This window comes from Nostoc sp. DedQUE05 (assembly GCF_034530955.1).
In the GTDB taxonomy this organism is placed as follows: Bacteria; Cyanobacteriota; Cyanobacteriia; order Cyanobacteriales; family Nostocaceae; genus Nostoc.
The window spans coordinates 183979-191532 of the sequence record NZ_JAVRCB010000010.1; the positions used below are offsets into that span (position 1 = coordinate 183979).

Here is a 7554-nt window from a genome sequence, read left to right on the forward strand (position 1 = left end):
AAAGGGGGGAAATAGGAAATTTGGTTCCCTCCCCTTTATACTACGGTGTACACACATCTTGGTAATGAAGCCCGAATCCTGGATTTACCCCCCTTAATCCCCCCTTGCAAAGGGGGGAAATATCCGGTTCTCCCCCTTTGCAAGGGGGAGTTAGAGGGGGTGAAAAGGACTTGTGTGTACACCGTAGCCCCTTTATAAGGGGAGGGTTAGGGTGGGGTAAAACCTTAGTTAATCAACTATTTGAGACTTGTGTGTACACCGTACTACTAGAATTTCGATAGGAGGTAAAAACAATGCTACGAACCATTGAAGGAATTTATAAAAACGGCAAAATCGAACTAGCTGAAAAACCACAAGGCATTACTGAAAGCAAAGTCTTTGTTACTTTCTTAGAAACAAAACCCATGACTTGGCCAGAAACTATTATGCAACATCAAGGTGTAGTAGAAAGTATTATTTTTGAGTCCTACCGGGACGAACTGCTACCACCTAACGAAATCGAGTTTTAATGATGGGTTATTTACTCGCATAATTACGGCGCTTATGTTGCCCACCCCACAAAAATTATATAAATTTTAGATATGCAAACTAGATGTGTTTAGCTTTTTGTTGTAACATCTAATGTTCGAGAATTTCAAAGAGTAAACGGTTTGCAAATAAAGAATTGGCGTTCTTCTTAAATTACATATCAATGTATTGGAAATGGGGCTTTAGGCTATTAATCGGATTTTTTGGGCTGTGGCTACTGTTGGATCTGGGTTGCCGTTTGGGAGCAGAGATTTTTTGGTTTCGGGAAGTCGGCTATCTCCAAGTATTTTTGTTGAGGCTGCTGACTCGTGGTATTTTGTGGGTAGTCGTGGCTGGAATAACTGCTGCCTATCTACTGCTAAACCTGGCTTTAGCACAACGGCTAAAATATTCCCAGTCTCTAAAGATTGAGCAAGCAGAACTCAACAGTGAATTAACAAATTTTCTCAGTCCTAATTATCCAAGACGCAACGAAACCCGGATACTTACGCCACAACGCCCTCAAGCATTAAAATTGCGCTGGTTATTACCCTTAACTCTGATATTGAGCTTGTTAATTGGGTTAATGCTGGCTCACTATGGTCAAATTGCTCTTTTGTACTGGCATTCTCCAGTTAATCAGGCTATTCTACCCGTTCCCGCTCTATTTCGACCGGAGACAATCTGGCAACTTTTGAAGCAGATTGTCTCTCAAGTCTGGTATCTCGGTTTAATTGGGGGAGTAGCGATCGCCATTTTAATCTATCCGCAATTTTTACTGACTGCGATCGCAATTCTCTCTAGTCCCATTTTTGCCTTTATCATCTTTCGACACTGGCCAAAGGTGCTGGAATATTTGCACCCTACACTTTTCAACAGCACTGAGCCTTTATTTGGTCGAGATATCAGCTTTTACGTGTTTTCCTTACCTTTTTGGGAACTGCTAGAACTCTGGCTGATGGGTTTATGTTTGTATGGCTTCGTCGCCGTTACTCTCACTTATCTTTTGTCGGCGGATAGTTTGAGTCAGGGGATTTTCCCTGGTTTTTCACCCCAGCAACAGCGTCATTTATTCGGTATGGGTGGCTTGTTGATGCTGGTAGTGGCTTTTAGTTATTGGCAAAGTCGCTATGAACTGGTGTATTCTAGCCGGGGAGTGAGTTATGGTGCTTGCTATACGGATGTGACAGCCCAGTTGCCAGCTTACACGGTTTTGGGGATTGTGGCAGTAGCGATCGCAACTTACCTCCTTTGGCGAACGTTTTTCTGGAAATCCAAATCTCGGTATCGTCGCTTTTTCTTTTACGGGTTAGGGGTTTATTTAGTATTAGTTGTAGCTGCTGATGTTGTTTTACCCACTGTGGTGCAATATTTAATTGTTCAACCTAATGAGTTGCAACGAGAGCAACCCTACATTCAGCGGACTATTGCCTTAACTCGTCAAGCATTCGATTTAGAGGCGATTGATTCTAGAAGCTTCAACCCGCAAGGAACACTGACTGAAGTTGATATTCAAAAGAATGCCTCGACAATTCGGAATATTCGCCTCTGGGATGAGCGACCACTTTTAGAAACTAACCGTCAACTGCAACAAATTCGGCCGTATTATCGGTTTCCCGATGCCGATATCGATCGATATACTCTCAAAACAGATGAACCTTCACCTCAGCCGCCAGAACCTAAGCAAGAAGCAGTTGACTCAACAGAACGGCGGCAAGTATTAATTGCCGCGCGAGAATTAGATTACACTGCCGTACCACAGGAAGCTCAAACATGGGTTAATCGTCATTTAATTTATACCCACGGCTTCGGGTTTACTGTTAGTCCAGTTAATACAGTTGGGCCGGGTGGACTACCAGAATATTTTGTTAAAGATATTAGCGGTAATAGTAGCGCTCTCACAACTTCTAATCAAGCCGTTCGTGAAAGTATTCCCATTGGGCAACCCCGGATTTATTACGGTGAAATTACGAATACTTATGTAATGACTGGCACAAGAGTTAGAGAGCTAGACTACCCTAGCGGTAGTGATAATGTTTACAACTCTTATGAGGGTCTAGGTGGCGTTGAAATCGGTTCAATATGGCGACGGTGGCTATTTGCAATGTATTTGAAAGATTGGCAGATGGTGCTGACGCGGGACTTTTTGCCAGATACAAAAGTGCTACTGCGACGAAATGTCAAGCAAAGAATTCAAGCGATCGCACCCTTCCTTAAATTTGACAGCGATCCTTATTTAGTTGCTGCTGCTGCTAATCAAGATTTCCCCAGTAATCCCAGTTATCTTTATTGGATTGTTGATGCTTATACAACCAGCGATCGCTATCCCTATTCAGACACGGGTAGCGATGGTATCAATTACATTCGCAATTCTATCAAAGTAGCGATCGATGCCTATCACGGCACTGTAAAGTTTTACATTGCCGATCGAAGCGATCCAATCATTGCCACTTGGTCAGCGATATTTCCCAATATGTTCAAACCGCTCAGTACAATGCCAGTCAATCTCCGCAGTCATACCCGATATCCAGAGGACTTTTTCAAAATTCAATCTGAGCGGTTGATGACCTACCACATGACCGACCCCCAAGTATTTTACAACCGGGAAGACCAGTGGCAGATTCCGAATGAAATCTATGGTAGCGAACCTCGTCCGGTAGAGCCGTATTATTTGATTACAAGTTTACCCACCGGAGACTTTGTTGGCGAAGCCTCTGGTAGAGAAGAATTTCTTCTGTTTTTACCTTATACTCCCAAACAACGGACTAATTTAATCGCTTGGTTAGCGGCGCGATCGGATGGCAAAAACTACGGTAAGCTGCTGCTATATGTCTTTCCTAAAGAACGCCTGATTTACGGAACAGAGCAAATCGAGGCGCGGATTAACCAAGATCCAGTAATTTCTCAGCAAATTTCCTTATGGAATCGCCAGGGTTCGAGAGCGATTCAAGGTAATCTACTAGTAATTCCCATTCAGCAATCGCTGCTGTATGTCGAGCCAATCTATATAGAAGCCACACAGAATAGTCTGCCAACCTTGGTACGAGTAGTAGTTGCTTACGAAAACCGGATTGTTATGGCGCAAACCTTAGAACAAGCATTGCAAGGAATTTTTAAACCAGAAGTGACACCAGCGCCGACGATTATCCGTCCCTTTGAAGAAGCAGCCCCGCCGGGTTAAGTAGGGGCGCAAGGCCGACTAAAAGTATAAAAGTTCTTCGCAGTCTTTGCAATTGCCCCGTAAAGGTAGATTATTAATTAAGTTTTAATATAAAACGAGTTAAAAAAAGCGCATTTTTTTAACTCTATTCTCCCTATTTTATTTCAGTTTTTTCATCTGAAAACTTTCCTTTCAAAATTGCAGTGACTTTTTTACATACCCCCAAACTCCTTTTCAAAAGCTGCACATAAGATTCAAATTACCGTGTAATAACCTGATAATCAAGGGGTGATAGAAAATATCCTACTTTTCCTACTTTTCCCACCTTTCTTGCTTTTTATCTATACATAGGCAATTTCCAATCAGATGTGAAGATGAAAAGGAATATTAAAATTATCTTATGAAATATTTATTATGGGATATTTATAATACAGCGATCAGCTAGAAAATTTATTATGTCTTTTTTAAATCGGAAAAGTAAATTTTTCAGTAAGTTTAATCGCCGAGATTTAAAGACTAGCTTGATTATATCTAGCATATTTTTATTTTTAGGAACTACTGGTGGTGTGGTGCAAATTAAAACAGCACAGAAGTCAGAGTTCACACTACAACTTTTACATACTTCCGACCAAGAAGCAGGTGTCCCGGCGCTGAAGGATGCACCGAACTTTTCGGCGGTGTTGAATGCACTGAAAAATCAGGATATTAATCGTGACGGGAAGCCTGATTATCCTAATACTTTAATCCTTTCATCTGGAGATGCTTATATTCCCAGTCCCTTTTTATTTGCCAGTGACACAGTTTTTGGTGGACAGGGGCGGGGAGATATCTTAATTTTAAATGCTCTTGGGTTTGGTGCGATCGCCTTTGGCAATCACGAATTTGATTTAGGTACGGGTGTTGTCGCTGACTTGCTGCGTGCTAAAGAAGATTACCCAGGTACAAAATTTCCCTATCTCAGCGCAAATCTAGACTTCAGCACTGATAAAGACCTGGCAAAATTAGTTACTGCTGATGCGCAAGAGGCAAATAAAATTCCGAATAAAATTGCCCGTAGCACCATTATTACTGTCAATGGTGAAAAAATTGCTGTAGTTGGGGCAACAACTCCCACACTGCGGACTATTTCTTCTCCCGGTGGTGTGACTGTCTTGCCTAAAAAATTTAATGACCGCGATGCCGCAGATATCGCTGCCTTAGCTGCTGAAATTCAAACTTCTGTTGATACATTGCTGACAAAAAATCCAGAGATTAATAAGGTCATTTTGTTGGCACACATGCAGCAAATTGCGATTGAACAAAAGCTAGCAAAATTACTTAAGGGAGTAGACATTATTGTTGCTGGTGGTTCCAATACCTTACTAGCCGACAAAACAGACCGTCTGCGAGTGGGTGATAAATCTGCTGGAACTTATCCAATCATCAAAAAAGCCGCAGATGGTAATCCGATAGCTGTAGTTAATACCGATGGTAACTATCGCTATGTCGGTCGTCTAGTAGTTAACTTTGATGCCAAGGGAGTAATTATTCCTAAAAGTATTGACCCCAAAATTAGTGGTGCTTATGCGACTGATTCCCAAGGGGTAGCAGCTGTAGGCGGGAAACCCGATGCTAAAATTGTTGCGATTACAGAAGCGCTCAAAAAAGTGATTATTGCCCAAGATGGTCAGATTTTTGGGAAAACCAACGTTTTCCTCAACGGCTGGCGGGGTGATGTCCGCACCCAAGAAACCAATTTAGGGAATTTGACAGCTGAAGCTAATTTAGCGATCGCAAAGAGATACGATCCTAAAACTGTCATTTCCATTAAAAATGGTGGCGGTATCCGTGACAATATTGGTATATATACCTTTCCCCCAGGTTCGACTCGCTCGCGGGATGTTATCAAACTGCCACCCCAAGCAAATCCTGTGGCAGGTAAGAAAGAAAAGGAAATTTCCCAACTTGATATCACCAATGCTTTACGGTTCAACAATGGCTTGACTTTAGTAACTTTGAATGCGAAAGAACTACTAGTAATAATTGAACACAGTGTAGCAGGCATCGCACCAGGTGCTACCCCTGGCAGTTTTCCCCAAATAGCGGGATTAGCCTTTAGCTTTGATCCAGATTTGCCAGCAGGTAAGCGTGTTAAATCCCTAGCTATCAAAGATGGAAAAGGCAAAATTATTGATGTAGTGGTGAAAAATGCAGAGTTAGTGGGTGACTCTAATCGCATCTTCCGCGCTGTCACCTTAAACTTCCTCGCAAATGGTGGTGATGGTTATCCTTTTCCTAAAAGAGAACGGGTTGATTTGATATCAAAAGATGCTAAACGTACAGGTTTAGCTACCTTTGCTGCTGATGGTTCTGAACAAGATGCATTAGCAGAATATCTGGCTGCTAACTTTAAACAGATTCCATTTGCTCAGGAGGATGTACCAGCTACCGAAGATACTCGCATTCAAAATCTGAAGCTGCGTAAAGATGTGGTATTTTGAATCAATGGTTAGAATTCCAGTAATTGATTTCACTAATTTTACTAAGGGCAACGCAATAACTCGGCAAGCTGTCATCAAACAAATTTATGAGGCTTGTCATGAAATTGGCTTCATGTACTTGCAAAATTCGGGAATATCAAAAGACCTAATCGAGGAAGTATTCACTCACAGCAAATCTTTTTTCAATTTAGCTTTAGAAGTTAAGCAAAAACAAGCTTGGAGTGATGAATTTAGTAATATGGGTTACGTTGGGATTGAAAGAGAACGTCTTAACCCCAATCAACCAGGCGATTTAAAAGAGGCATTTAATGTAAACAAACAAGCGGTAGGGATAGATGCTTCTCTTGTCACCTTCTACGCTGGTTGTACAGAACTTGCTAATACGATATTACAAGCTTATGCGTTGGCATTGGAATTGCCAGAAGATTTTTTTACTATCAGACATAATCAACAAAATCATACCTTGCGACTATTGCACTATCCGCCATTGCAGACACCAGCAAAACCCGGACAGGTGCGTGCTGGCGAGCATTCCGATTATGGCAGTATTACCTTACTTTTCCAAGATGACATTGGCGGGTTAGAAGTACAGACAGTATCTAGAGAGTGGATTGTTGCGCCTGCAATTCCTGATACTGTAATAGTCAATACTGGCGATTTAATGCAACGGTGGACAAATCATCGATTTTGCTCAACTAAGCATCGAGTGATGATTCCCACTGATAAAAGAGTGAATCAGTCGCGGTATTCTATGGCTTTTTTCTGTCATCCTAATGATGATACAGAAATTAGTTGTTTGGAGAGTTGCCAGAAAGAACAATCGCCTATCTATCCGCCTATTCTGGCGGGAGAATATCTTTTACAACGTTTACAAGCAACTTATGGTAATTCGTAATTCGTAATTCGTAATTCGTAATTAAGAAAGACCTGAGACCTCTTGCATAAGTCGAATAGACCCCCCTTTACAAAGCTACGGCGTGCACACAAGTCAAATTACCCCCCTTAATCCTCCCTTGTAAAGGGGGGAAAAAGAAATCTAGTTCCCTCCCCTTTACAGGGGCTACGGTGTACACACAAGTCTTGAAATCCTACCTAACACTTGGTTTCGTCGCCTAGCTATCTTGTTGTACGATCGCTCCCAAACCTTGTCCGCAGCGAGGAGGAACGACGACGCAATCACAAAAACTATTGGATAATGCGATTACTTCGCTGCGCTCGTAATGACCATTTAAAGGGTTCATAAAGCCTGAAACCCTTGCTGCTACAACTTGTGTGTACACCGTAGCCTTTACAGGGGAGGGTTAGGGTGGGGTCAAAAATATTTGATACATCAATTATGACTTTTCAAACATCCTCTTAGCTCGACTTTATCCATTTTTAATTCAATCAAGCAGCGTAAACAGCAAT

The 7554-nt window shown here is 41.8% G+C and carries 5 protein-coding genes; 4 read left to right on the forward strand and 1 reads right to left on the reverse strand.

All coding sequences use genetic code 11. The features are described from left to right. Positions 1-293 precede the first annotated feature (293 nt). From RMZ42_RS09845 to RMZ42_RS09860, 4 genes are all read left to right on the forward strand, one after another. Positions 294-509 carry a hypothetical protein gene (locus RMZ42_RS09845; protein ID WP_289799833.1) on the forward strand — a complete coding sequence of 72 codons (216 nt, stop codon included), beginning with the start codon at positions 294-296 and terminating at the stop codon, positions 507-509. A gap of 182 nt (positions 510-691) precedes the next feature. Continuing rightward, the gene (locus RMZ42_RS09850) at positions 692-3688 is read left to right on the forward strand and encodes a UPF0182 family protein (protein ID WP_322671244.1); all 2997 of its coding nucleotides are present in this window, start codon (positions 692-694) and stop codon (positions 3686-3688) included. 434 nt (positions 3689-4122) lie between these two features. After that, positions 4123-6147, forward strand: a complete 2025-nt coding sequence (locus tag RMZ42_RS09855) for a bifunctional metallophosphatase/5'-nucleotidase (protein WP_322671245.1) — start codon at positions 4123-4125, stop codon at positions 6145-6147. A 4-nt stretch (positions 6148-6151) separates the two neighbouring features. After that, the gene (locus RMZ42_RS09860) at positions 6152-7042 is read left to right on the forward strand and encodes an isopenicillin N synthase family dioxygenase (protein ID WP_322671246.1); all 891 of its coding nucleotides are present in this window, start codon (positions 6152-6154) and stop codon (positions 7040-7042) included. 217 nt (positions 7043-7259) lie between these two features. Here the strand turns inward: RMZ42_RS09860 and RMZ42_RS09865 are convergent, their stop codons facing one another. Further along, a complete protein-coding gene (locus tag RMZ42_RS09865) occupies positions 7260-7388 on the reverse strand; it encodes a hypothetical protein (protein ID WP_322671247.1) in 129 nt (42 codons plus the stop codon). Positions 7389-7554: the final 166 nt, after the last annotated feature.